Here is a 21,572-nt window from a genome sequence, read left to right as displayed (position 1 = left end):
GACCTTCCTCCCGCATCCTACGGCGGCGTTCGCCGTGGTCAGTTGTGGGAGGATCGGCAGCGTACGTGCGATCACCCGCGTCCGTACAGCACCCGCAACCGCACAGGCGCATGAGGTGCACCGGACATCCCTGCCGGGCCACCTGGCGTCCGACCCACGAGGAGCGTGCCTGCCCATGTCGTCGCATCCGGTCGCCGAGACGGTCGCCTCGCTGCTGCCCCGGGCCAAGGCGGAGCTCACCGAGCTGGTGGCCTTCAAGTCGGTGGCGGACTTCGACCAGTACCCGAAGAGCGAGAGCGAGTCAGCCGCGAACTGGGTGGCCGACGCACTGCGCGCCGAGGGCTTCGAGGACGTGGCGTTGCTCGACACCCCGGACGGTACGCAGTCGGTGTACGGGCTCCTGCCGGGGCCCGAGGGCGCCAGGACCGTCCTGCTGTACGCGCACTACGACGTGCAGCCGCCGCTGGACGAAACCGCCTGGGTGACACCGCCGTTCCTGCTGACGGAGCGCGACGGACGCTGGTACGGGCGCGGTGCCGCGGACTGCAAGGGCGGTGTGCTGCTGCATCTGCTCGCGTTGCGCGCGCTCAAGGCGAACGGCGGGGTGCCCGTCAACGTCAAGGTGATCGTGGAGGGTTCCGAGGAGCAGGGCACGGGTGGTCTGGAGCGGTACGCGGAGGAGCATCCCGAACTGCTCGCGGCGGACGCCGTCGTCATCGGTGACGCGGGGAACTTCCGGATTGGGGTGCCGACGGTCACCACCGCGCTCCGCGGTATGACCTTGCTGCGGGTCCGCCTGGACACCCTTGAGGGCAATCTGCACTCCGGCCAGTTCGGCGGGGCGGCACCCGACGCGCTCGCCGCGCTGATCCGCGTACTGGACTCGCTGCGCGCGGAGGACGGTTCGACGACGGTCGACGGGCTCACCGCCGACACGACGTGGGACGGGCTGCAGTACGACGAGGAACGGTTCCGTCAGGACGCCAAGGTGCTCGACGGTGTGCGGCTGATCGGCTCCGGTACGGTCGCCGACCGGATCTGGGCGCGGCCCGCCGTCACCGTCCTCGGCATCGACTGCCCGCCGGTGGTCGGCGCGACCCCGTCCGTGCAGGCGAGCGCCCGGGCGCTGATCAGCCTGCGGGTTCCGCCGGGGACGGACGCCCAGGAGGCGACGAAGCTGCTCCAGGCGCATCTGGAGGCGCACACGCCGTGGGGTGCCCGGGTGAGCTTCGAGCACATCGGTCAGGGCCAGGCCTTCCGCGCCGACACCACCAGCCCGGCGTACACGGCGATGGCCGAGGCGATGGCGGTCGCGTACCCGGGCGAGCAGATGCAGTACGCGGGCCAGGGCGGCTCGATCCCGCTGTGCAACACCCTCGCCTCCCTCTACCCCCAGGCGGCGATCCTGCTGATCGGCCTGAGTGAGCCCGAGGCGCAGATCCACGCGGTCAACGAGAGCGTGTCACCGCAGGAACTGGAGCGACTCGCCTTCGCGGAGGCCCTGTTCCTGCGCAACTACGCGAGGGGCTGAGGTCAGCCGCGGACGCCCACGGACGCCACGGACGCGGACATCCGCGAACAGGGACCTCAGCCGATCGGAACGCCTGCCTCCAGATAGAGTGCGGCACCACGTTCGCGGGCGCGCAGGGCCCAGCGCAGACGTTCGTAGCGGACCGGGGGCAGCAGCGATGCGGCCTCCTCCTCGGACACGAAGCGCCAGCCGCGGAGCTCGGGCCCCGGCAGCAGCAGACTCCCGGCCGTGGCCGCGTCCAGTCGGCCGCCGTCGTAGAGGAAGCGCAGGCCCCCGTAGCGGGGCGGGGTGGGCGGTTCCCAGTCGACGACGAGGAGGCGCGGCACCTCGTCGAGGGTGAGTCCGGTCTCCTCGGCCACCTCGCGGATTCCGGCGCGCGCCGGGGCCTCACCGGGTTCCACGACGCCTCCCGGGAACTCCCAGCCGGGCTTGTAGGTGGGGTCGACGAGCAGGACGCGGTCGTGCTCGTCGAAGAGGAGCACTCCGGAGGCGACGGTCTCCGCGGTGGGCTCGGGCGTCTGCACGATGTCGCAGACGGGCGCCTCACCGGTGCGGACGGCCTCGGCGATGCGCTCGGCGGCCTCGTACGGGGTGAGGGCGCCGGTGTCGACCGGGTGGGCGTCGACGGTGAGCCAGGAGGCCAGCGCCGACCGGTAGGGCTCGATCTGGTCGTAGCACCACTGCCGTATGCGTATCTCCCCGTCAGGGAGGTCGTCGGGTATGTGCCGGTCGGCGATGCGTTGGCGCAGTATCGTTTCGGCCGGGGCGAGGAGGACGTGCCGGACGGGGACGCGACGGGCGGCGAGCCCGCCGAAGATCTCGTCGCGGTGCTCCTGGCGCAGCAGGGTCATGGGGACCACCACCACCCCACCGAGCTCCGCGAGCAGTGCGGCCGCGGTGTCGACGACCAGCCGCCGCCAGATGGGCAGGTCCTGGAAGTCGCCCACCTCGGCCAGGCGCTTGGCCGGCAGCAGGTGTGCCAGCTGGGCGTCGATGACCTCGGGGTCGAAGAGCGTGCTGTTCGGGATCAGGTCGATCAGTTCCCGTGCGGTGGTGGTCTTCCCCGCACCGAACGCACCGTTGATCCAGACGATCACGGTTCCCCCTCTGCTGTTGGACCCCCTGAGGCTTGCCCGTTCCACAGTGCCATGGAAACGCACGCCTGATGAGGTCGCCTTGTGACGTCCGAGCCCTACGGGGGGCCGGGCCCGGACACGACGGCGCCGGTGCCACTGGGGCACCGGCGCCGGGGAGAGGGTCGCTCCGGTCAGCCGCGCTGTCCGAGGGCGTCGTCCGCGTCGGGGACGTCGGGGAGGCTCTCGGCGCTGCCGAGGGTGCGGTCCAGGGCGCTGAGGGAGTCCTTGGCGTCCGCCTTCGGCAGGGTTTCGCCATGGGCGGCGTGCGAGGGGGTCACCGCCGCGACGACGAATCCGGTGGCGAGGGACGCAAGGGCAAGCATGCTTCGCTTCTTCATGCCTCGTTCAACTGCGCGGCGCCCGAAGAGTCACGCCGAAATTGGTGACTCAGGTCACATCGACACATGGTCGTGCTTGGGATGGCGTGTGACGAATGGTCGGCCGGCCACCCCGCCACCGGCCCGCACACAAGGCGCCCCGAGCCCGACGGGAACGGGCGACGAGCCAACGGCGACGGCAACAGCCGACGAGCCGACGACGGGAACAGGCGCCAGACCGACGGGCACAGGCGGCGGGCGGTCGAAACCCCACCCGCCGCGCTCGTGCGCTCCCTATGCCTCCGCCGGCAGTGGTACGGCTTCCCGCACACCCTCCAGCGCCGCCGCGGCGGCCCCGACCAACCCCGCGTCCGTGCCCATCACCGCGGGCACCACGCTCAGCCGCCGCACGAACGACAAGGTCGCGTAGTCCCGCAGCGCCGCCCGAAGGGGAGCGAACAGCACGTCCCCGGCCTTCGCCACTCCCCCGCCGATCACCGCGATGTCGATCTCGACGAGCGTGGCCGTCGCCGCTATCCCGGCCGCCAGGGCCTTCGCCGCGCGCGCGAAGGACGCCACCGCCACCGGATCGCCGTCCCGCGCCGCAGCGGCCACCGCCGCGGCGGACGTGTCGCCGTCCGGTCCGGGCAGCCAGCCCTGTTCCACCGCGCGTCGCGCGATGTTCGGCCCGCTGGCGATGCGTTCGACGCAGCCGCGTGATCCGCAGGGGCAGGGGTCGCCGTCGAGTTCCACGCAGATGTGGCCGATGTGGCCGGCGTTCCCGGTGGGCCCGGCGTGCAGCCGACCGCCGAGGACCAGCCCACCACCGACCCCGGTCGACACCACCATGCACAGCGCGTTGTCGTGCCCCCGCGCGGCCCCCTGCCAGTGTTCGGCGGCGGTGATGGCCACCCCGTCGCCGATCAGCTCCACCGGCAGCCCTCCGGTCGCCGCCCTGACCCCCTCGACGAGCGGGAAGTCCCGCCAGCCGGGCACGTTGACCGGGCTGACGGTGCCCGACGAGGCGTCCACCGGACCCGCGCTGCCGATTCCCACGGCGCCGGCCCGGCCCCACAGCGGCGACACGGTCAGCTCACCGAGCACCTCCTCCACGGCCCGCATCACGGTGTCGCCGTCCTCCTGCGCGGGTGTCGCCCGTTGGGCGCGCAGCAGGATCCGGCCATCGCCGTCCACCAGCGCTCCGGCGATCTTGGTGCCGCCGATGTCGAGCGCGGCCACGAGGTCGGTGTGCATCTGTGTCAGTTTCTCCCGGTACGTGTCTTTCCGAGAGGGCGGCCCCCCGGATCCCCGGCCGCGGCAGCGGGCGGCAGCCACCCTCCCATACGGGCGGCACCACCTGCTCGTACGGGCCGTCGGAACGCCCGAACGGGCAGCGCCACACGTCCGCGAGTACCGGGCCGGAGATTGCGTGGACAGTTTCTCCTGCATCTGACAACGTTGTCCAGGCTCTATGCTCGACGCCACTTCGAAATACACCACTTCAGGACCGACCAAACACCGCGCGGCCGACAGGGCAGCCGACAGGACAGGACGGGGCAGGAAATCGTGGCCGAGACCGCACGCCGAACCGAGAAGCGCTACGGCAATCGTCCGACCATGAAGGACGTCGCCGCGCGTGCGGGTGTCGGACTCAAGACGGTCTCCCGCGTAGTCAACGGCGAGCCGGGGGTCACCCCGGACACCGAACGCCGGGTGCAGGAGGCGATCGAGGCGCTGGGCTTCCGCCGCAACGACAGCGCCCGCGTGCTGCGCAAGGGCCGCACGGCCAGTATCGGACTCGTCCTGGAGGACCTCGCCGACCCGTTCTACGGCCCGCTCAGCCGTGCGGTCGAGGAGATCGCCCGCGCGCATGGCGCGCTGCTGATCAACGGTTCCAGCGCCGAGGACCCGGACCGCGAGCAGGAGCTGGTGCTGGCCCTGTGCGCGCGTCGGGTGGACGGGCTGGTGGTCATCCCGGCCGGGGACGACCACCGCTATCTGGAACCCGAGATAAAGGCGGGCGTCGCCACGGTTTTCGTGGACCGCCCGGCCGGAAGGATCGACGCCGACGTCGTGCTGTCGGACAGCTTCGGCGGCGCCCGCGACGGCGTCGCCCACCTCATCGCCCACGGCCACCGCCGGATCGGCTTCATCGGCGACATGCCCCGCATCCACACCGCGGCCGAGAGGCTGCGCGGCTACCGGACCGCCATGGCGGACGCGGGCATCCCGGTGGAGGACTCCTGGATGTCACTCGGCGTCACCGACCCCGAGCGGGTGCGGCTCGCCGCGGAGGCGATGCTCTCCGGTCCCGCCCCGGTCACGGCGGTCTTCGCGGGCAACAACCGGGTGACGGTCACCGTGGTCCGGGTCCTCGCCGAACACCACCGCCCGGTCGCCCTCGTCGGATTCGACGACTTCGAGCTCGCCGACCTCCTCCAGCCCGGCGTCACGGTGGTCGCCCAGGACGCGGCACAGCTCGGCCGTACGGCCGCCGAGCGACTGTTCCGTCAGCTGGACGGCGCCCCGCACACCCCGGAGCGGATCGAACTGCCCACCCGGCTGATCACCCGGGGTTCGGGCGAACTCCCGCCTGCGGACTGAGCATTGCCGCCGTGTTAGCACTCTTCACGTCCGGCACATAGATCAATTTCAGCCAAGTCACCGATGGCTGGCACGGGCACTCCGCGCCGGAGGGTCCGCAGGTGAAGAAGGTCCCGCGGGCCCAGCCGGTCCTGCGACCCCAGCAGGTCCTGGAGTTACAGCAGGTCCGAACGCGGCCGGCAAGCCGCTACGGAGCCGCTATGTGGCCGGGGCGGTACGGTCCGTCCGGTCCGCCGGGGCGGTACGGTCCGTCCGGTCCGCCGGGCGGCGCGGCATCGCGAAGTCCTCCAGGTCCCTCCTGGTCAGGCCGGTCAGCCGGGCGACCTCGGCGACGTCGAGGGCGCCGCAGTCCAGGCCGCGCAGCAGATAGCCGGAGAGTGCCCGGGCGGTGGCGGGCTCGTCCAGTACGTCGCCGCCCGCCCGGCTCACATACCGGGCGAGGCGGGCCGCGGCCTGTTCGAAGCCTTCGCGGTAGAAGGCGAACACGGCGGCGTAGCGGGTCGGGAGGTGGCCGGGGTGCATGTCCCAGCCCTGGTAATAGGCGCGGGCCAGGGCGCGCCGGACGAGGCCGTGGTGAAGTCGCCAGGCGGCGTGAACCTGTTCGGTGGGACCGACCGGCAGGACGTTGGTGGAGCCGTCGGAGAGGCGTACGCCGGTGCCCGCCGCCGCGACCTGCATGATCGCCTTGGCGTGGTCGGCGGCCGGGTGGTCGGGAGCCTGGTGGGCGGCGGAGACGCCGAGACAGGCGCTGTAGTCGAACGTGCCGTAGTGCAGTCCGGTGGCGCGGCCCTCGGCGGCCTGGATCATCCGGGCGACGGTGGCGGTGCCGTCGGTGGCGAGGATGGCCTGGCTGGTCTCGATCTGGATCTCGAACCCGATCCGCCCGGCCGGCAGACCGTGCGCCTTCTCGAACTCCTCCAGCAGCCGCACCAGTGCGGTGACCTGCTGCGGATAGGTCACCTTGGGCAGGGTGAGGACGAGCCCGTCGGGCAGTCCGCCGGCCGCCATCAGACCGGTGAGGAAGATGTCGAGGGTGCGGATGCCCCGGTCGCGTACGGGCGCCTCCATGCACTTCATCCGGATGCCCATGTACGGGGCCGCGGTGCCGGCGGCGTACGCCTCCGCGATCAGCCTGGCCGCTCGCGCGGCGGTCTGGTCCTCCTCGGCGTCGGGGCGCACTCCGTAGCCGTCCTCGAAGTCGACCCGCAGATCCTCGACCGGTTCGCGCTCGAGCTTGGCGCGCACCCGGTCGTGGACCGGTTCGGCGAGGCCGTCGGCGAGTCCGAGTACGGCGGCGAACGCGGCGGCGTCCGGGGCGTGCCGGTCGAGTGCGGTGAGAGCTTGATCACCCCAGGACTGGAGGGTGTTCGCGGCGAAGGCGTCGCCGGGTACGTACACGGTGTGCACCGGCTGGCGGGTGCCGGGGTCGCCGGGGTAGCAGCGCTCCAGCTCCGCGTCGACGGAGGCGAGTGAGGCGCTGATTTCCCTGGTCACGCCGTCCGCGAGGCTGGTCGTCACCTTCTCCTGCCGGCCCATCCCACACCCTTCGTTTTCCTGTTTGCGGAATAGTAAGTCCGCATCGTGAAGCTATCCGGCCGTCTTCTCGCTGGTCAACACCCCCCTTCCGGTAACGCCACGGTCACGCTCGTGCCTCACTCCTGTCTCGAGTCGCTCTTCCGCACCACGGTGTTCACCGTCCATCCTGACTCCAGAGAGACAGGAGAACGTGTGCCGCACCACCCCACCGCAGTGACGCGCCGCCAAGGACTGAAGACCGCGGCCATAGCCGCGGTCACCGTGCCCTTCTTCGGCGCGCAGGAGTCCACGGCGACCACCGAGGCCCCGGCGCCCGCCACCATCGCCGAGCGGGGAAGCCGTGGCCGCGGCGGCCGGCTCGATGTGATGACGTTCAACGTGCGTTTCGCGAGCGACACGGGCACCCACAGCTGGCCTGTACGCCGCCCGGTGATGCGCGAACTGCTGCGCGCGGCGCAGCCTCACGTCATCGGTGCTCAGGAGGTCCTGTACCAGCAACTGCGCGACATCGAGGCCGACCTCGGACCGCACTACGACTGGATCGGCACCGGACGCGGCGGTGGCAGCAAGGACGAGTTCATGGCGGTCATCTACGACACACGGCGGATGGCCCCCATCGAGTTCGACCACTTCTGGCTCTCGGACACGCCGTACACGATCGCCTCCAATACCTGGGGCGCCGACTGGCTGCGCATGGTGACCTGGGTCCACTTCCGCGATCTGCAGGTCGAGGGACAGGAGTTCTACGTCCTCAACACCCATCTGGACAACGTGAGTCAGTACGCGCGCAAGCGGTCCGTGAGGCTGATCGGCGAGCGGATGGCGGAGTTCGACCGCTCTTTACCGGTGGTGGTGACCGGCGACTTCAACGTCCCGGCGCACAGGAACTCGGTGTACGACGAGATGCTGGACCTGGGGCTGGTGGATGTGTGGGACGCGGCTGAGGAGCGGGGCGAACTGTTCGGCACCTTCCACGGCTACAAGCCGCTGGTGCCGGACGGCAAGCGGATCGACTGGATCCTGGCGACGCCGGGGGTGAAGGCGCACCGGGCATGGATCGACACCTTTTCGAGGGACGGGCAGTTCCCCAGTGACCATCTGCCGGTGCAGGCGACGCTGACCCTGGGGTGAACGTACCGGTCGACGAGTGAGGCCCCTGTGACCGCGACGGTCACAGGGGCCTCGCCCATCCGGCTCGACTCACCGGAGCGGTGCGGTTCAGCCCTTGCGGGCCTTGACCTCTTCGGTCAGCTGGGGGACGACGTCGAACAGGTCGCCGACGACGCCGTAGTCGACCAGGTCGAAGATCGGGGCCTCGGCGTCCTTGTTGATCGCCACGATCGTCTTCGAGGTCTGCATACCGGCCCGGTGCTGGATGGCGCCGGAGATACCGGAGGCGATGTACAGCTGCGGGGAGACGGACTTGCCGGTCTGGCCGACCTGGTTGGTGTGCGGGTACCAGCCCGCGTCCACCGCGGCGCGCGAGGCCCCCACGGCCGCACCCAGGCTGTCGGCGAGCGCCTCGATGATCGCGAAGTTCTCGGCGCCGTTGACGCCCCGGCCGCCGGAGACCACGATCGCGGCCTCCGTCAGCTCCGGACGGCCCGTCGACTCACGCGGCGTACGGCCCGTGACCTTGGTGCCGGTGGCCTTCTCGGAGAAGGTCACGTTCAGGGCCTCTACCGCGCCGTCGGCCGGGGCGGCCTCCACGGCGGCGCTGTTGGGCTTGACCGTGATGACCGGAGTGCCCTTGGTGATGCGGGACTTGGTGGTGAAGGACGCGGCGAACACCGACTGCGTGGCCACCGGGCCCTCGTCACCGGCCTCCAGGTCGACGGCGTCGGTGATGATGCCGGAGCCGATCCGGACCGCGAGCCGGGCCGCGATCTCCTTGCCCTCCGCGGACGAGGGGACGAGCACGGCGGACGGCGAAACGGCCTCGTAGGCGGCCTGCAGCGCGTCCACCTTCGGTACGACCAGGTAGTCGGCGTACTCGGACGCATCGTGCGTGAGGACCTTCACGGCACCGTGCTCGGCGAGCGCGGCGGCGGTGTTCTCCGCGCCCGCGCCGAGGGCGACGGCGACCGGCTCGCCGATGCGGCGGGCCAGGGTCAGCAGCTCCAGGGTGGGCTTGCGGACGGCGCCGTCCACGTGGTCGACGTAGACGAGAACTTCAGCCATGGGACTTCTTCTCTCCTGCTTGCGAAGTGTGCGGGGCGGTGAGCGAGCCGGGCCGTCGGCCGCGTGTCAGCGGATGTCCGGCCCGCGAGTCGGGCCTCAGATGAACTTCTGGCCCGCGAGGAACTCGGCGAGCTGCTTGCCGCCCTCGCCCTCGTCCTTGACGATCGTGCCCGCCGTGCGCGCCGGGCGCTCGGCGGCCGCGTCGACGGTCGTGTAGGCGCCCTCCAGACCGACCTCCTCGGCCTCGAGGTCCAGGTCGGACAGGTCCCAGGACTCAACCGGCTTCTTCTTGGCGGCCATGATGCCCTTGAAGGACGGGTAACGCGCCTCGCCGGACTGGTCGGTGACGGACACGACCGCCGGCAGGGAGGCCTCCAGCTGCTCCGAGGCGGTGTCGCCGTCGCGGCGGCCCTTCACCACGCCGTCCTCGACGGAGACCTCGGACAGCAGCGTGACCTGCGGAACACCGAGGCGCTCGGCGAGCAGCGCGGGCACGACGCCCATGGTGCCGTCGGTGGAGGCCATGCCGGAGATCACCAGGTCGTAGCCGGCCTTCTCGATCGCCTTGGCGAGCACCAGCGAGGTGCCGATGGCGTCGGTGCCGTGCAGGTCGTCGTCCTCGACGTGGACCGCCTTGTCGGCGCCCATGGAAAGGGCCTTGCGGAGCGCGTCCTTGGCGTCCTCGGGACCGACGGTGAGCACGGTGATCTCCGCGTCGTCGGCCTCCTCGGCGATCTGCAGGGCCTGCTCGACGGCGTACTCGTCGAGCTCCGAGAGCAGACCGTCCACGTCGTCCCGGTCGACGGTCAGGTCATCGGCGAAGTGCCGGTCGCCAGTGGCGTCGGGCACGTACTTAACAGTGACAACGATCCTCAAGCTCACGCCGGCTCTCCTACTGCAATCGTCATTTCTCAAGCTGCCTGTTGCAGGCAGCATAGGCGCCCCTGGCCACCGATCCCCGTCGGGACCGCCCGCGCTCCGAACGAAATATTACTCGCCAGTACACCCGCTAGATGCCCGCTGAGCAAGCGCTTTGAACTGTGACGTTGGCAACGCTGTGTAACCGGCCGGCGCGCTCAGTCGCGCAGGGCGTTGAAGCGTCCCTGGTGGTAAAGGAGGGGCCGGCCGGTGCCGGACAGCTCACCGCGCACGACCTCGGCCAGCACGATCCGGTGGTCCCCGGCCGGAACCCGGGCCACGACCCGGCAGACCAGCCAGGCGAGGACGCCGTCGAGCACGGGGACGCCCTCGGGGCCCTGGAACCAGCGCGTGGGCGCACCGAAGCGGTCGGCGCCGCTGCGCGCGAAGGTGGCCGCCAGCTCCTGCTGGTGCTCACCGAGTATGTGGACGCCGACGTGGCCGGCCTCGGAGATCACCGGCCAGCTGGAGGCGCCGGTGCCGATGCCGAAGGAGACCATCGGGGGCTCGGCGGAGACCGAGCTGAGGGAGGTGGCGGTGAAGCCCACCGGGACGGACCCCTGGGCGGTGATCACGGCGACTCCGGCGGCGTGCTGCCGGAAGACGGAGCGGAAGAGGCCGGGGGAGGCGAGTTGCCGGGTGCCGAGGTCGGGCGTGGCCGTCGCGACGGCACCTGCCGTGGACGTCGTCTGACACCTGCTCATACCAAATCCCCCAGAACGGCTATCACATCGGCCTTGCGCGGCTGGCCCGTAGCGCGTCGTACGACGCGGCCGTCCGCGTCGAGGACCAGCACCGTCGGTGTCCTGAGGATGTCGAGCCGGCGGACGAGGTCCAGATGGGCCTCGGCGTCGAGTTCCACGTGCACGACTCCGGGAACCATTCCGGTCACTTCCGTGAGGACCCTGCGCGTCGCCCGACAGGGGGCGCAGAAGGCGCTGGAGAACTGCAGCAGTGTGGCCCGCTCGCCGAGCCCCTCGCCCAATTCGGCCGCGCCGAGCCGCACTCCGCCGTCCCGCCCGCGCACACACACCTCCTGCTCCGGCCCCACTCGGCTTCGCCCGAGCGGGGGATTTTCACCCGCTCAAGCGTTAACGACGCCGCGGAGATTCCCGACTCGACCCCTGGGTGCCCGTTCCATCCTGCCCATTGCGGAATGCTTGATTCATGGACATCGATGGGCAGAGGGCCGCGTTCGGGGCGGCCTTGACGACTGTAGTGGCGAGCGCGGTGCTCATGACCGGCAGCGCCCGGCTCCTGGCCGACCGGGATGAAACCCGGGATGATGGATCCGCAACGTGACGAGTATCTCGCGCTGCACGGGCACCAGGACTGGCGACTCGTCCGTTCTTGGGGCACGATCTGCGCAAGCCGTAAACCTACGACTGCGTAACTTACCGCCGGGAGACCCCTTCCCAGGCAGAGAGAAGGGCCAACCCCGTCCATGGCTGAGCTTGTCTACCGTCCCGTCGTCGGTCTCGCCCTGACCTTGTTCAAAGCCTGGGACCTGAAGATCGACTGCAAGGGCTCGGAGAACATTCCGCGCTCGGGTGGTGCGGTGCTGGTGAGCAATCACGTGAGCTACCTGGACTTCGTCTTCAACGGGCTGGCCGCGCTCCCGCAGAAGCGCCTGGTGCGTTTCATGGCGAAGGAGTCGGTGTTCCGGCACCGGATCTCCGGCCCGTTGATGCGCGGGATGAAGCACATTCCCGTGGACCGCAAGCAGGGCGAGGCGGCGTACCAGCACGCCCTGGAGTCGCTGAGATGCGGCGAGATCGTGGGGGTCTTCCCCGAGGCGACCATCTCCCAGTCGTTCACCCTGAAGAGTTTCAAGTCGGGTGCGGCGCGGCTGGCCCAGGAAGCCGGGGTGCCGATCGTGCCCATGGCGGTGTGGGGCACGCAGCGGCTGTGGACCAAGGGCCATCCGCGCAACTTCAAGCGCAGCCACACCCCGATCACCATCCGGGTCGGCGAGGCGATCGATGCCCCGCGCGACCAGTACGCGGGGGCGATCACACGGCGGCTGCGCGAGCGGGTGCAGGAACTCCTCGAAGCGGCGCAGCGCGCCTACCCCGTGCGTCCCAAGGGCCCGGACGACACCTGGTGGATGCCCGCCCATCTCGGTGGCACGGCACCCACTCCGGAAGAGGTGCGTGCGTCCGAGGCGCACTGACCCCTCGGACCCGCCCCCGGGGCCGCTCCACAGGTGCCTACGCCGTCAGACGGACCGGGGCGCGTGGACGGTGATCCGCGCCCCGGGGCTGAACTTCTCCAGCAGTCCGACGAGTTCGGCGGCCGCCGCCGCCACGTCACCCTCCGGCATCGGAGGCAGGCTCTCCAGCAGGAAGACCGCCGACGTCGACTCCTCGGTGAGCCGGGTGCGCGGGCCCTGGCGCCAGTTCCAGCGGCGGCATGTCACGCCCAGATCGTCACACCAGACGACCTCGCCCGTGTCGGGGTGTTCCACGACCTCCTCGCCGGCGGCGACGGTCACGAAGTCCTCGTCGCCGGTGGCCCGCACCAGCCGCATCCCGCCCTGGATGCGGTTCAGATCCTCGCCGCCGACCGGGATCAGATGGGCGACGCTGATCGCGTTGTACAGGTCGACCAGCAGGTTGATCCGGGGCAGTCCGGCGTCCGTCAGGGCTCGCCTGGCCAGTGCCTCGGCCGAGTTGCGGGTCCGGGAGGGCTTGGCCCCGAAGGCCGAGTAGACGTCGCGCCAGGCCGCCATGTGCGGGTCCTCGTGCGGCGGGCGGCCGTCGAGGCGTTCCGCGAGACGGCGTACCGCCTCGTCCAGCAGCGCCGAAGTCCCCTCGCCGCCGGGCCCGTTGACGAGGCCGTGCGCCTCGACGGTGACATGGGTGAACCCGGGCGCGAGGGCCCGCACGTCGTCGGACACGGTGAGCGTGAGGGTCATCGTCCGCCTCGTCTTCTGCCTCGGAGTGCGGTGGTGCCTCAGAGTGCGGTGGGGAGCGTCTGCCAGAGGTACGACCGGTCGGGGGCGGCCTTGAGCGCGCTGAGAACGACCGGGTGAGGTTCAGCATACAGCACTGGATAGTCCAACTCATTGGACTTCGGATCCGGCGCGAAGGCCAGCCGTTCACCATCGAGGGAGAACTGGGCGTCCACACCGGGCTTGTTGCCCCGGGGGTCCTGCCGGTGCCAGGCGCCGTTGAACCGCACCGCGACCAGGCCGTGCACCACCTCGAACTTCTGGTAGCAGAGCGCGGTCGGGATGTCCTCCGCGCGCAGGAGCGCGGCCAGCGCGTGGGCCTTGGCGTAGCAGATGCCGGTGCCCTGTTCCAGGACGTCGGAGGCGCGCCACGTGACGCGCGGGTCGCCGGAGTCCCGAGAGTGCGGAATGGTGTCGCGCACGAACTCGAATGCCGCGCGCGCATATTCATACGAGTCCGTCACCCCGCTCGCGAGCCTTCCAGCTACTTCCCGAACCAGCGGGTGATGGTGATCGATCGCCTCGTCAGCGGCCAAGTAGGCGGACAGGTCAGGGTTTTCCTGGGTCAGCTGCATACCCGTAGAAACATAGGTATACGGCCAATCGAAAGTCAATGCATTTTCGACCCGCCGTATACCTATGCGATCAGCGCTAGCGTGCCATCTCCTCCTTGAGTGCCGCCAGGAAACCGTCCACGTCGTCCTCGGTGGTGTCGAAGGAGCACATCCAGCGGACGTCGCCGGCCGCCTCGTCCCAGAAGTAGAAGCGGTGGCGCTTCTGCAGGCGTTCGCTCACGTCGTGCGGGAGACGGGCGAAGACGGCGTTGGCCTGCACGGGGTGGAGGATCTCCACGCCGTGCACCGAGCGGACCCCTTCGGCGAGGCGCTGGGCCATCTCGTTGGCGTGGCGGGCGTTGCGCAACCACAGGTCCTTGGCCAGCAAGGCCTCCAACTGCACCGACACGAAGCGCATCTTGGAGGCGAGCTGCATCGACAGCTTGCGCAGGTGCTTCATGTGTCTGACGGCGTCCTGGTTGATGACCACGACCGCCTCGCCGAACAGGGCGCCGTTCTTGGTGCCGCCCAGGGAGAGGACGTCGACGCCGACCGCGTTGGTGAAGGTCCGCATCGGGACGTCGAGAGAGGCGGCCGCGTTGGCTATCCGGGCGCCGTCCAGATGCACCTTCATGCCGTGCGCGTGGGCGTGGTCGCAGATGGCGCGGATCTCGTCGGGCGTGTAGACGGTGCCGAGTTCGGTGTTCTGCGTGATCGAGACGACCTGCGGCATCGCGCGGTGCTCGTCGTCCCAGCCGTAGGCCTGGCGGTCGATCAGCTCGGGGGTGAGCTTGCCGTCCGGCGTGGGCACGGTGAGCAGTTTCAGGCCTCCGACGCGTTCGGGCGCCCCGCACTCGTCCACGTTGATGTGCGCGCTCTCGGCGCAGATCACCGCGCCCCAGCGGTCGGTGAGCGCCTGCAGCGCGACGACGTTGGCGCCGGTGCCGTTGAAGACCGGGAACGCCTCGGCGGTGGCGCCGAAGTGGCTGCGAACGATCCGCTGGAGGTTCTCCGTGTAGTCGTCCTCGCCGTACGCGACCTGGTGCCCGCCGTTGGCGACGGCCAGCGCGGCGAGCACCTCCGGATGGGCCCCCGCGTAGTTGTCGCTGGCGAAGCCCCGGATCTCCGGGTCGTGGTGGCGCCGGGCGTCGGTCTTCGGCGGGTTCACGGCTTCTCGGTCAGCCACAGACGTTGTCCGTTCACTTCGGCGGCGGGCCGCTCCCACACCTCGGCGATGGCCTCGGCCAGCTCCTTGACGTCGGTGAAGCCCGCGAACTTCGCGTTGGGGCGCTCCGCGCGCATCGCGTCGTGCACCAGCGCCTTCACGACCAGGATGGCAGCCGCCGAGGAGGGCCCCTCGGCTCCCCCGGCCTTGCGGAAGAAGTCGGCCATGGCGAGGGTCCAGGCCTCGGCGGCGGCCTTGGCGGCGGCATAGGCGGCGTTGCCCGCGGTGGGCTTGCTGGCGCCGGCCGCGCTGATCAGGACGTAGCGGCCGCGTTCGCTGCGCTGCAGCGCCTCGTGGAAGGCGAGGGAGGTGTGCTGCACGGTGCGGACGAGCAGCAGCTCGAGGAGGTCCCAGTCGTCCAGGCTCGTCCTGGTGAAGGTCTCGCTGCCGCGCCAGCCCCCCACGAGGTGCACGAGCCCGTCGACGCGTCCGAAGTCCTTCTCGACATGGGTGGCCCAGTCGCGGGTGGACTTCAGGTCGAGCAGGTCCACCGTGTCCCCCACGACGGTGGCGCCGCCGTGTGCGTAGCGGGCCGCGTCCACGGCCTCCGAGAGCCGCTCGGGGTCGTTGTCCGCCCCGACGACGGTAGCGCCCGCCTCGGCGAGCCTCAGCAGTGTCGCCCTGCCCGCGGGGCCGCCGGCCCCCGCCACCGCGATCACCGCACCGTTGAGTGCCCCGTTGCCGTTGGCCATTGTCCTCGCCTCCCGCTCATTGCTCGTTCGCCCCTGGAGGCGGCGGGCGCTCACGCGGCTGCCCGCTCGGCGCTCTGCGCGGTGATCCCCTTGGTGGAGGCGATCACACCCTTCAGTTTCTTCGCGAGCGCCTCATAGAACATGCTGAGCGGAAACTCGTCCGGAAGCACCTCATCGACGAGTTTTCGTGGCGGCAGGGAGAGGTCGAGGGCGTCCGGGCCCTTGGCCCAGCAGGAGCCCGGATGCGGGGCCAGGTAGGCCGAGACCAGCTCGTAGGCCTTGAACCAGTGGACCAGCTTGGGGCGGTCGATGCCGTCCCGGTAGAGCTTCTCGATCTCGGCGCAGAGCTGGTTGGTGATCTGCGGGGCGCGCTGCCAGTCGATGTGCAGCGTGTTGTCGGTCCAGCGCACCACGTCGTGCCGGTGGAGGTAGGCGAACAGCAGCTGGCCGCCGAGGCCGTCGTAGTTGCGGACCCGTTCGCCGGTGACGGGGAAGCGGAACATCCGGTCGAAAAGGATGGCGTACTGCACGTCGCGGCCCTGCGGGAAGCCGTCGGCCTCCAGCTTCACGGCCTCCTTGAAGGCGGTGAGGTCGCAGCGCAGCTCCTCCAGGCCGTACATCCAGAACGGCTGGCGCTGCTTGATCATGAACGGGTCGAAGGGCAGGTCGCCGTGGCTGTGGGTGCGGTCGTGGACCATGTCCCAGAGCACGAACGCCTGCTGGCACCGGTTCTGGTCGCCGACCATCGCGCGGATGTCGTCGGGCAGTTCCAGACCGAGGATGTCCACCGCGGCCTCGGTGACCCGGCGGAAGCGGGCCGCCTCGCGGTCGCAGAAGATGCCGCCCCAGCTGAACCGCTCGGGGGCCTCGCGCACGGCGATGGTCTCCGGGAAGAGGACGGCCGAGTTGGTGTCGTAGCCGGAGGTGAAGTCCTCGAAGGTGATGCCGCAGAACAGCGGGTTGTCGTAGCGGGTGCGCTCCAGCTCGGCCAGCCAGGCCGGCCACACCATGCGGACGACGACCGCCTCGAGGTTGCGGTCGGGGTTGCCGTTCTGTGTGTACATCGGGAAGACGACCAGGTGCTGGAGGCCGTCCCGGCGGTTCGCGGCGGGCTGGAACGCCAGCAGCGAGTCCAGGAAGTCGGGCACCTTGAAGCCGTCGTCGGCCCAGCGGCCGAGGTCCGCTACCAGCGCCTTGTGGTAGGCCGCGTCGTGCGGCAGCAGCGGGGCGAGCCGCTCGACGGAGTCGATGACGGTGCGTACCGCGAGCTCGGCGTCGGCAGGGTCCGGGGCACCCTCCGACTCGAAGTCGATGGAGCCGTCCTTGGACTGCCACGGCCGGATCTGCTCCACGGCGTTCTTGAGCACGGGCCATGCCGGGTGCTCCACCACCCTGACCGGCGAAGGAACCTGACCCTCCGCGCCCACCTGCACAAGAATTTCCGTCATGACCCATCCTCCACGGGAGAACCTCGCGTAAGGACACCGTATGCATGAGGCGATCTCCAGGACAAGTGGGCCACTCCGAAAGTCGTCCTGCCCAACCCGCCCTGTTACCGCTATTTTTCCTGTCGTACACCGTTTCAGCGACAATATCTGCCAAGGCGCAGCAGGGCCGGGGACCCGTCAACCTCGGAGAGACTCGCCCACCCAGGGGTGAGCGGATCGGTCGGCGGAACGGCCCGCTCCCCTGTTCCCCCACGGCACTGCTCCCCCGGGCCCCCGTGTCCCCCGTGTACGAAAGGGTGCATCAGGGACGCGGGCGATTAGGCTGCGCCCTGCCGCGTGGAAGCCCGTCCTCCCCCTGGCCGCGATCGAGCAGGGCGGATCTCCCTCGCGGACCGAGCCGCCGTCGACGGAAGCGAGTCAGCCTTGAACTTCGTCACCATCGGTCACCGCGGAGTCATGGGCATCGAGCCCGAGAACACTCTTCGTTCCTTCGTCGCCGCCCAGAAGGCGGGGCTGGACGTCATCGAACTCGATCTGCACCTGAGCAAGGACGGCGCCCTCGTCGTCATGCACGACGCCGACGTGGACCGTACGACCGACGGCAGGGGTCCCATCGCCGAGAAGACCCTCGCCGAGCTGCGCACGCTGGACGCGGGGCACGGCGAGCGGATCCCCGTCTTCGAGGAGGTCCTGGACGCCGTCACCGCGCCACTGCAGGCCGAGATCAAGGACGTGGCGGCGGCCCGGGCGCTCGCCGAGGTCATGCACCGCCGCGATCTGCTGGGTCGGGTCGAGGTGCTCTCCTTCCACGACGAGGCGATCGCCGAGATCGCCCGCCTCGTCCCCGGTGTGCGCACCGCGCTGGTGGCCAGCCGCTACGGCACCGACGTGGTGGAACGCGCCACCGCGGTCGGCGCCGGCACGCTGGTGCTCAACATCCGCCGGCTGACCCTGGAGATCGTCGAGCACGCCCGCAAGGCGGATCTGCGGATCATCGGCTGGGTGGTGAACACCCAGGACCATCTGCGGCTGGTGCGTGCCCTGGAACTGGACGGGGCGACCACCGACTACCCGGAGATCAAGCGGACGGGGCGCTTCACGGCCTAGCCGGCTCCGTCTCGGTGAGCGTCTTGGTCAGCAGCTCGAACTGCAGGTCGTCGCGCTGGGGGATACCGAAGCGCTCGTCGCCGTACGGGAAGGGCGTCATCTCTCCCGTACGACGGTAGCCGCGCCGCTCGTACCAGGCGATCAGGTCGTCGCGGACGGAGATCACGGTCATGTGCATCTCCGTCACGCCCCACTCCTCGCGGGCTCGGCGTTCCGCCTCCGCGATGATCACCTTGCCCAGGCCCGCGCCCTGGAGCGCCGGGCTCACCGCGAACATGCCGAAGTAGGCGTGGGTGCCGCGGTGTTCGAGCTGACAGCAGGCGACGACCGTGCCGTCCTTCTCCACGGTCAGCAGCCGGGACTCCGGCGCCTTGATGACCTCGAGCACGCCCTCGGGGTCGGTCCGCTGCCCCTGGAGGATGTCGGCCTCGGTGGTCCAGCCGACGCGGCTGGTGTCCCCCCGGTAGGCCGACTCGATCAACGCGACCAGAGCGGCCACGTCGGCGTCGGTGGCATCACGGTAGGTCACTCCGGTGGCTGCGGTGTCCATGGCGCGGTCTCTTTCGATCTGGGGCACGTCCATCCGGGCACGTCGATCTGGGGCACGGCTGAGCACCGCAGAGGCTATCGCCCACTAGGCTCCGGGTGCATGGTGCACGTACTGAGCAGCAGGACCCTGCTGCGTCCCACGGACCCGGAACGATCCCGCGACTTCTACGGCCGACGGCTGGGACTGCCCGTCTACCGGGAATTCGGCACGGGCCCCGAACGCGGGACGGTCTACTTCCTCGGCGGCGGTTTCCTGGAGGTCGCCGGGCGCTCCACGACCCCGCCGTCGCCCGCGCTGAAGCTGTGGATGCAGGTCGCGGACGTCACGGCGGCGTACGCGGAACTGGAGGCGGCCGGGGTGGCGGTGCGGCGACCCCCGGTGCGGGAGCCGTGGGGGCTGATCGAGATGTGGCTGGAGGATCCGGACGGCACGGAGATCGTGATGGTGGAGGTACCGGCGGACCATCCCCTGCGCTACCGGCCGTGAGGCCGTTCGCCGGCCGCCTGGCCGCGTGACCGGCGTGAGGCCGCTCGCAGGCCACCTGGCCGCCTGGCCGGCGTGAGGCCGTTCGTTCGGCCGCTTGGCTGCCTTGCCGGGCGTCAGGCCGTTCGTTCGGCTGCCTGGCCGCGTGACCGGCCGTGAGGTCAGTTCGGCCGCTTGCCTGCGTGACCGGCCGTGAGGCCGTTCGTTCGGCCGCTTGGCTGCCTTGCCGGGCGTCAGGCCGTTCGTTCGGCTGCCTGGCCGCGTGACCGGCCGTGAGGTCAGTTCGGCCGCTTGCCTGCGTGACCGGCCGTGAGGCCGTTCGTTCGGCCGCTTGGCTGCCTTGCCGGGTGTGCCGCTTGCCGTCCTGGGGGGCGGAAGCGGCGCCGTCACACCGCCTCGTGCACCCAGCCCCGGTCCGTCCGTGTCAGTTCCTCGAAGCCCGCCGCCGTCAGGCGTTCGACGTCCTCCGGCGCGGTCTCGTACGCGAGGACCCGGTCGACCCCGGACAGCCGTAGCCAGCGGGCGGCCTCGGCCAGGAGCAGGGCGGCGGAGCCGTCCGTGCCCGGCTCGACGTGGAGGTTGCCGATGTCGGCCAGACCTGCTGCCCCGGGCCGGCGTTCCGGGCGTCCCGGAGAGGTGTCCAGTTCGACGAAGCCCAGGGGCCGGCCGCCGGAGTGGGCGGTCAGGCGGGTGCCGCATTCGCCGAGGGTGCGGTCGACGGTGACGCCCGGTGGCCGCGCGGGTGCCGGCAGGTCGGCCACCCGCGCGATCAGCAGCACCTCCGTCGGGCCGGTGTGCCGGAAGCCGGCGCGTTCGTAAGCGGCCCGGATGTGCGGCCACGGCCGGGGCACCCCGTACACGCCCGGCGCGGGGAGCGCCCCGTCGGCGAGACGGACGCGGACGTTCCAGCGGGCGAGCTGTGCCAGGCACGCGACCATCAGCAGGTCGGCGGCCGGTTCGGAGTCCGGCCAGTAGGACGCGGGCGGACGGCAGACGAACCAGTTGATCTCGCCCGCGTCGCGGAAGTCACCGCCGACCTCGGCGTCCGCGCGGTAGCGCAGCAGATGTGCGGCGGCCACGACGTACCGGCGCTGCTCGGCGACGAGGGTGACCCGGTCGGCGACCCATGGATCGGTGATGAACTCGTCGGGCTGCCGGGCCAGTTGGCTGAGCACGGTGTTCACGGAGACCGAGACCCCGGGGACCACGGCGCAGACGTGGTCGTTGACCAGATCGGTGAGCTGGTCGCGGTCGTCGCGGTGGAAGGGACGCACTTTCGGCATGGCAGACCTCCGGACCGCCGCGGGGCGCGCGGCCATGAAGAGATACGGGACGTGCGAGGGGGAGACGCGGAGGAGCCGCCATGCGGTGCGGTATACGGCGAGGGTACGCCCCCGCAGCGGTGGCCGGGAGCCGTTCCCGGGCTTAGCGTTCAAGGGTGAGCACCCTGTCGTGAGGATCGCCATGAAGTTCGACAAGCCGGTGCCCGGTGGCCCCTGCTGGACCGAGTTGGGCACGAACGACATCGAGGCCGCCAAACGCTTCTACACCGAACTCTTCGGCTGGCGGCCGGAAACGGATCCACGGCAGGAGGCGGGCGGTTACACCCTGGCCCGCCTCGGTGACGCAGCGGTGGCCGGGCTCACCCCGCTGATGGAGGACGAGGCCATGCCGGTCGCCTGGCACGTGACGTTCGCCGCGGCGGACGCGGAAGCCACCTGTGAGGCCGTGCGGAAGGCCGGTGGCAGCATCGTGCTGGAGCCCACGGACGTCTTCGACCTGGGGCGTTTCGCGATGGCCGCGGACCCCGGCGGCGCGGGCTTCCAGCTCTGGCAGGCACGGGCCTTCGGCGGCGCGGACCTGCTCAACGCACCGGGTGCGCTCGGCTGGGTGGAACTGCTGACGCGCGACACACAACAGGCCACGGCGTTCTACCAACAGGTCTTCGGCTGGAGCGTCAACGCCTCGCCGCAGTACACCCAGTGGGGCGTGGACGGCGCCGACTTCGGCGGAATGATGGAGATGGGCGACCGCTTCCCGCTCGGCACCCTGCCGCACTGGCTGCCGTACTTCGCCGTCGAGGACGTCGACGCGATCGCCCGTATCGCCTCCGGCGCGGGCGCGTGGATCCTCGTCGAGCCGACGTCGGTCCCGGACGGCCCGCGGATCTCGGTGCTGCGCGATCCACAGGGCGCGGTCTTCGGCGTCTACTTGGCGGAACACGAGGGATGACGGGCAAGGCTTCCGCGGCGTGACCCGCGGGCACGCAGCGCCGGGCGTGCCCGCTGTTCGCCTCGCTGTCTTGAACGTCAAGTTCCCCTGGAGACGCGGAGTTTC

The 21,572-nt window shown here is 70.6% G+C and carries 22 protein-coding genes; 7 read left to right on the top strand and 15 right to left on the bottom strand.

Going from position 1 to position 21,572, the window contains the following annotated elements; all coding sequences use genetic code 11:
* The first annotated feature begins 175 nt into the window (after positions 1–175).
* Positions 176–1,531, top strand: a complete 1,356-nt coding sequence (locus EF387_RS20820) for a dipeptidase (protein WP_128378106.1) — start codon at positions 176–178, stop codon at positions 1,529–1,531.
* Positions 1,532–1,587: 56 nt separating this feature from the next.
* On the opposite strand, the gene EF387_RS20815 is transcribed toward EF387_RS20820, so the two are convergent.
* From EF387_RS20815 to EF387_RS20805, 3 genes are all read right to left on the bottom strand, one after another.
* The gene (locus tag EF387_RS20815; RefSeq protein WP_128378105.1) at positions 1,588–2,628 is read right to left on the bottom strand and encodes an NUDIX hydrolase; all 1,041 of its coding nucleotides are present in this window, start codon (positions 2,626–2,628) and stop codon (positions 1,588–1,590) included.
* Positions 2,629–2,798: 170 nt separating this feature from the next.
* Positions 2,799–3,005: a hypothetical protein gene (locus tag EF387_RS20810; protein WP_128378104.1), complete on the bottom strand. Its 207-nt coding sequence runs from the start codon at positions 3,003–3,005 to the stop codon at positions 2,799–2,801.
* 273 nt (positions 3,006–3,278) lie between these two features.
* Entirely contained in the window at positions 3,279–4,238 is a 960-nt protein-coding gene (locus EF387_RS20805) for an ROK family protein (RefSeq protein WP_128378103.1), read from the bottom strand.
* A 312-nt stretch (positions 4,239–4,550) separates the two neighbouring features.
* On the opposite strand from EF387_RS20805, the gene EF387_RS20800 reads away from it, so the two are divergent.
* Complete coding sequence (locus EF387_RS20800; RefSeq protein WP_128378102.1) at positions 4,551–5,588, top strand: LacI family DNA-binding transcriptional regulator; 1,038 nt, start codon at positions 4,551–4,553, stop codon at positions 5,586–5,588.
* Positions 5,589–5,786: 198 nt separating this feature from the next.
* On the opposite strand, the gene EF387_RS20795 is transcribed toward EF387_RS20800, so the two are convergent.
* Complete coding sequence (locus EF387_RS20795; protein WP_128378101.1) at positions 5,787–7,124, bottom strand: DUF6986 family protein; 1,338 nt, start codon at positions 7,122–7,124, stop codon at positions 5,787–5,789.
* Positions 7,125–7,316: 192 nt separating this feature from the next.
* Here EF387_RS20795 and EF387_RS20790 point away from each other — a divergent pair, with 192 nt between their 5' ends.
* Entirely contained in the window at positions 7,317–8,255 is a 939-nt protein-coding gene (locus tag EF387_RS20790; protein WP_202918329.1) for an endonuclease/exonuclease/phosphatase family protein, read from the top strand.
* Positions 8,256–8,342: 87 nt separating this feature from the next.
* Here EF387_RS20790 and EF387_RS20785 read toward each other — a convergent pair whose 3' ends face one another.
* The 4 genes from EF387_RS20785 to EF387_RS20770 form a co-directional block, all read right to left on the bottom strand.
* Positions 8,343–9,305, bottom strand: a complete 963-nt coding sequence (locus EF387_RS20785; protein ID WP_128378100.1) for an electron transfer flavoprotein subunit alpha/FixB family protein — start codon at positions 9,303–9,305, stop codon at positions 8,343–8,345.
* A gap of 96 nt (positions 9,306–9,401) precedes the next feature.
* A complete protein-coding gene (locus tag EF387_RS20780; protein WP_128378099.1) occupies positions 9,402–10,187 on the bottom strand; it encodes an electron transfer flavoprotein subunit beta/FixA family protein in 786 nt (261 codons plus the stop codon).
* A 194-nt stretch (positions 10,188–10,381) separates the two neighbouring features.
* On the bottom strand, positions 10,382–10,927 hold the full coding sequence (locus EF387_RS20775) for a flavin reductase family protein (protein WP_128378098.1): 546 nt from the start codon (positions 10,925–10,927) through the stop codon (positions 10,382–10,384).
* Positions 10,924–11,256 (bottom strand): TlpA family protein disulfide reductase, encoded by a 333-nt coding sequence (locus tag EF387_RS20770; RefSeq protein ID WP_202918341.1) that lies wholly within the window; start codon positions 11,254–11,256, stop codon positions 10,924–10,926. Before EF387_RS20770 ends, EF387_RS20775 begins: the two co-directional genes overlap by 4 nt.
* A gap of 411 nt (positions 11,257–11,667) precedes the next feature.
* Between EF387_RS20770 and EF387_RS20765 the strand changes: the two genes are divergently transcribed.
* On the top strand, positions 11,668–12,396 hold the full coding sequence (locus EF387_RS20765) for a lysophospholipid acyltransferase family protein (protein WP_128378096.1): 729 nt from the start codon (positions 11,668–11,670) through the stop codon (positions 12,394–12,396).
* A 45-nt stretch (positions 12,397–12,441) separates the two neighbouring features.
* Here the strand turns inward: EF387_RS20765 and EF387_RS20760 are convergent, their stop codons facing one another.
* The 5 genes from EF387_RS20760 to EF387_RS20740 all read right to left on the bottom strand — a co-directional run bounded on the left by EF387_RS20760 (position 12,442) and on the right by EF387_RS20740 (position 17,095).
* Positions 12,442–13,140 carry a B3/B4 domain-containing protein gene (locus EF387_RS20760; RefSeq protein WP_128378095.1) on the bottom strand — a complete coding sequence of 233 codons (699 nt, stop codon included), beginning with the start codon at positions 13,138–13,140 and terminating at the stop codon, positions 12,442–12,444.
* Positions 13,141–13,178: 38 nt separating this feature from the next.
* Positions 13,179–13,751 (bottom strand): transglutaminase domain-containing protein, encoded by a 573-nt coding sequence (locus tag EF387_RS20755; protein ID WP_128378094.1) that lies wholly within the window; start codon positions 13,749–13,751, stop codon positions 13,179–13,181.
* Between the two features lie 76 nt (positions 13,752–13,827).
* Positions 13,828–14,898 (bottom strand): threonine aldolase family protein, encoded by a 1,071-nt coding sequence (locus tag EF387_RS20750; RefSeq protein WP_128378284.1) that lies wholly within the window; start codon positions 14,896–14,898, stop codon positions 13,828–13,830.
* Positions 14,895–15,647 (bottom strand): SDR family NAD(P)-dependent oxidoreductase, encoded by a 753-nt coding sequence (locus tag EF387_RS20745; protein ID WP_128378093.1) that lies wholly within the window; start codon positions 15,645–15,647, stop codon positions 14,895–14,897. Before EF387_RS20745 ends, EF387_RS20750 begins: the two co-directional genes overlap by 4 nt.
* A gap of 50 nt (positions 15,648–15,697) precedes the next feature.
* Positions 15,698–17,095: a DUF6421 family protein gene (locus tag EF387_RS20740; protein ID WP_128378092.1), complete on the bottom strand. Its 1,398-nt coding sequence runs from the start codon at positions 17,093–17,095 to the stop codon at positions 15,698–15,700.
* 423 nt (positions 17,096–17,518) lie between these two features.
* Between EF387_RS20740 and EF387_RS20735 the strand changes: the two genes are divergently transcribed.
* Positions 17,519–18,202 carry a glycerophosphodiester phosphodiesterase gene (locus tag EF387_RS20735; protein WP_128378091.1) on the top strand — a complete coding sequence of 228 codons (684 nt, stop codon included), beginning with the start codon at positions 17,519–17,521 and terminating at the stop codon, positions 18,200–18,202.
* Here EF387_RS20735 and EF387_RS20730 read toward each other — a convergent pair.
* A complete protein-coding gene (locus tag EF387_RS20730) occupies positions 18,192–18,752 on the bottom strand; it encodes a GNAT family N-acetyltransferase (RefSeq protein ID WP_128378090.1) in 561 nt (186 codons plus the stop codon). The genes EF387_RS20735 and EF387_RS20730 overlap by 11 nt on opposite strands.
* 99 nt (positions 18,753–18,851) lie before the next feature.
* On the opposite strand from EF387_RS20730, the gene EF387_RS20725 reads away from it, so the two are divergent.
* Entirely contained in the window at positions 18,852–19,238 is a 387-nt protein-coding gene (locus EF387_RS20725; protein ID WP_128378089.1) for a VOC family protein, read from the top strand.
* Positions 19,239–19,621: 383 nt separating this feature from the next.
* On the opposite strand, the gene EF387_RS20720 is transcribed toward EF387_RS20725, so the two are convergent.
* Positions 19,622–20,518, bottom strand: coding sequence for an N-acetyltransferase (locus EF387_RS20720; protein ID WP_128378088.1), 897 nt, complete (start codon positions 20,516–20,518; stop codon positions 19,622–19,624).
* Between the two features lie 181 nt (positions 20,519–20,699).
* Here EF387_RS20720 and EF387_RS20715 point away from each other — a divergent pair, with 181 nt between their 5' ends.
* Positions 20,700–21,467 carry a VOC family protein gene (locus EF387_RS20715; protein ID WP_128378087.1) on the top strand — a complete coding sequence of 256 codons (768 nt, stop codon included), beginning with the start codon at positions 20,700–20,702 and terminating at the stop codon, positions 21,465–21,467.
* Positions 21,468–21,572: the final 105 nt, after the last annotated feature.

This window comes from Streptomyces cavernae (assembly GCF_004023625.1).
GTDB classification, from domain to species: Bacteria; Actinomycetota; Actinomycetes; order Streptomycetales; family Streptomycetaceae; genus Streptomyces; species Streptomyces cavernae.
The sequence above is the reverse complement of the archived record's forward strand: the minus strand, read 5'-3'. Positions and strand labels throughout refer to the sequence as shown.